General features: G+C 74.9%; 4 protein-coding genes and 1 pseudogene. 1 reads left to right on the top strand and 4 read right to left on the bottom strand.

What is annotated here, in order from left to right; all coding sequences use genetic code 11:
• On the bottom strand, nucleotides 1–182 hold a 182-nt coding region (locus Q0L15_RS16790), incomplete at its 3' end, for a hypothetical protein (protein ID WP_296605597.1).
• Between the two features lie 51 nt (nucleotides 183–233).
• Here Q0L15_RS16790 and Q0L15_RS16795 point away from each other — a divergent pair.
• A complete protein-coding gene (locus Q0L15_RS16795) occupies nucleotides 234–1,055 on the top strand; it encodes a PASTA domain-containing protein (protein WP_296605598.1) in 822 nt (273 codons plus the stop codon).
• Nucleotides 1,056–1,062: 7 nt separating this feature from the next.
• Here the strand turns inward: Q0L15_RS16795 and Q0L15_RS16800 are convergent, their stop codons facing one another.
• The 3 genes and pseudogenes from Q0L15_RS16800 to Q0L15_RS16810 all read right to left on the bottom strand — a co-directional run.
• Nucleotides 1,063–1,905 (bottom strand): patatin-like phospholipase family protein, encoded by an 843-nt coding sequence (locus tag Q0L15_RS16800; RefSeq protein WP_296605599.1) that lies wholly within the window; start codon nucleotides 1,903–1,905, stop codon nucleotides 1,063–1,065.
• 19 nt (nucleotides 1,906–1,924) lie between these two features.
• A complete protein-coding gene (locus Q0L15_RS16805; RefSeq protein WP_296605600.1) occupies nucleotides 1,925–2,944 on the bottom strand; it encodes a phosphotransferase in 1,020 nt (339 codons plus the stop codon).
• Nucleotides 2,941–3,144: pseudogene (locus Q0L15_RS16810) on the bottom strand (hypothetical protein); the annotation flags it as partial. The gene Q0L15_RS16805 and the pseudogene Q0L15_RS16810, both read right to left, overlap by 4 nt.

Below are 3,144 nucleotides of genomic sequence, written 5' to 3' on the forward strand. Positions count from 1 at the left end.
TCGGGGGCGGAGTCGACCAGCGCGTCGCGCTCGCCGAGCGGCACCCGGATGACCACCGTCTCGGCGTCCTGGAGGCGGACGACCAGGCGGTCGTGGACGTACCAGGCGGGCCGCTGCTCGGTGCCCTTGCGCTTGACCTCCGGCAGCGACTCGGCGTACGTCCCGATCTCCTCGGGTGTCATCCCCGCAGCATAGGTGCGCGTGTCACCAGTAGGACCTGACGGAGGTGCACGATGAGGCGTCGGTGGATCGCGGTCGCTGTGCGGGTGACGGTGGTGACGGTCGTGATGGTCGCCGGTGCCTGCGGTGAGTCGAGCTACGAGGGTGGGTCGCCGCAGACCCCGTCACGGGTGCCGTCGACGAGCGTGTCCGAGGGGGCGCGGATGCCCGACCTCGTCGGGCTGGACTCGGCCGAGGCCGGACGGCGGCTCGGCGAGCTGGGGCTGGGCTCGACGTGGGACACGGTCACGGTGCGCTGCGAGGCGCGACCGGGCAGCGTCGTCCGCCAGGCCCCGACCGCCGGCGCGGTGATCACCGCCGGGACCACGGTGCGGGTGCGCACCGCGCGCCTCGACCTGGACGAGTTCCGCGGGCCTTGTGACCTGCCCGAGTTCGGGCCGGTGACGGGACGGGACGCTGCGCTGGCGCGGCTGTTCTACCGGTTCGCGGCCGATCCCTCGCTCGGGGCGCCGTTCGTCGACGGGCCGGTGTGGACCGGGATCGAGGACGGCCCCGTCGCGACCGCCGTGAGCGAGGCGCGGCGCGCGGACCTCGCCGCCTGGCGGCTGGACTCGGAGTACGCCGAGCGCGGCGGGCCGTTCTCGGCCCTGGACGTGGCGGCGGCCAGCGGCGGCTACTACGAGGTGGGCCGCGGGGTGGCCGGCACCTGCCCCGGCGGCGATGGCGCCGCGCCTCCCGAGCTGGCCGGGCTCCGCGCGATCACCCTGACCGTCCCCGGGGACTCGATCGACTCGTGCCTGAGCTGGTGGGCGGTCACGCTGTTCGTGGACCACGACCTGATCCGCGGCGTCGCTCTCCGGCTCGGCTCACCGTGAGGCCGCGCTAGCCCCAGATCTCGCGCGCCAGCGGTGCGACGGCGGCGGCCTGGTCGCGTCCGGCACGGGCCGAGGCGGCCCTGCGGGCCGGGTCGAGCACGTTCTTGCCGATGGCGGCGACCGAGGCCTGGTCGGGCGAGACGGCCAGGTGCGGGGTCGATCCGAGCAGCTGACCCGCGGTCCGCATCGGCCCAGCGGCACGGTCGACGGGGGTGAGCGCGAGCACCCGGTCGTGGTCGGCGACCAGGTCGGCGTTCGAGCCGGAGCGCGCGCCGCCGTCGATGAAGGTCCGGCCCCCGATCGGCACCGGCGGGTAGACCCCGGGCACGGCGCAGCTCGCAGCCACGGCATCGACGAGCGAGGCCCCGTCGCGGCCGTCGAACACCCGGAGCGCGCCGGTCGCCACCTCGACAGCGGTGACGCGCAGCCGGCCATCCGCGGCCCACTCCTGGATCGGCAGCCGCTCGCGGATCGCCTCGAACCGCTGCTCGAGTGTGGGCACCTTGCCGGCGGCCGCCCGGCGCGCCGACCAGCGTCCGACGTGGCGGCCGAACGCTTCGAGGTCGCCACGCGCCCGGATCATCGCCCGGACGAACCCGGCGAGCACGAGCGGACTGATGCTCGCGAGCGGCGCCGGCTTCGGCGGCGAGACCTGGTGGGCGAACAGGTCGGCCAGGTCGACGCCGGTCGTGACCTGGGCGCCCACCACCGAGCCGGCCGACGTACCGACGACGACGTCGGCTCCGGTCACGTCCACGCCGAGGTCCCGCAGGCCGAGCAGCAGCCCGGTCTCCCAGGCGATGCCGGTGATCCCGCCGCCACCGAGGACGAGTCCGCGCCGCAGAGTCATGTCGCGACGGTAGCGGCAGTCACGAGACGGCCTCGAGCGTCCCGAGGTCGCGGATCGCCGCGCAGGAGCGCTCGACCATCGCGGCGAACATCCGGTCGCCGCGCTCGGTGCGGGTGCCGTAGGCGCAGCCGAACACCGAGACCAGCGGACCCTGGACCAGGGAGAACACGTAGTCGTCCCAGCAGGTCACGAGGTCGTAGTCGGTGACGCCGTGGTCGACCAGCGCTCGGTGGTAGTCGGCCACGAGATCGCGCTCGTGGCGGCGCCGCGCCGCGACGTCGATGCTGGTGCCGAGGAAGTACGCCAGGTCGCGAGCCGGCAGCCCGAGGCTGAGCGTCTGCCAGTCGACGGCCACGACTCCGGGGCCCTCGGGCGGGAACATCAGGTTGTCGAGCCGGTAGTCACCGTGCACCAGGCCGAAGCGCTCGGGCCGCCCGAGCAGCCACGACTCGAGGACCGGCTCGCACGCGCGCAACGTCGCGGCGTCCTCCGCGCCGACCAGGTCGCCGAGGCCGTCGAGGAACAGCTCGGTCGTCGGGCCGTACATCTCCAGCAGCAGGGCGATCTCGTCGGGCCCGTTGCGGCCCAGCGTCTCCACCTCGACCAGAGCCGGGTCGCACCAGCGGGGGCCGTGCAGGCCGGCGAGGTTGACCACGGCGTCGCGCGCCTGGTCGACCGTGCACCCGGCGATCTGGTCGCCCTGCTCGGCGGGCGCCAGGTCCTCCATCACGAGCACGAAGTCGCCCGAGTCGTCCGCAGCCCAGGCGTGGTGGCAGTCGGGCACCCGGACCGCCACGGTCGGCGCGACCTCCTGGTAGAACCGCACCTCGCCGCGATAGGCGCCCGCCATCATGTCGCGGGTGGCGGGATCCGACGGGGGGAGCTTGACCAGCACGCTGGCCGGTACGCCGTCGCCCTCGAGCCGGACCCGGTAGCAGGTGCCGATCTGTCCGGTGCCGACCGGCTCGACCTCGGCGCTCGTGACCGCGCGACCGAGCAGCTCGCCGAGGCGCGGCGGCGTCAGGTCCTCGGCGTTCATGCCGCACGCCCCGGGTTGACCGGCAGCCCGGCCAGGCGCTCCGCTGGCCGGATCTCTCGCCACGCCTCGAGCACAGGCGTGAGCTCGGCCGGCGTCGCGCCGTGCAGGATGACGCTGTCGGCGCCGGCGTCGAGCTGGTCGCGGATCCGAGCCGCGCACCGGGTGGCGGAGCCGGTCGCCGAGGCGGCCAGCCACTCGGC

The sequence above is a fragment of the Nocardioides sp. genome (assembly GCF_024509035.1).
Lineage (GTDB): Bacteria > Actinomycetota > Actinomycetes > Propionibacteriales > Nocardioidaceae > Nocardioides.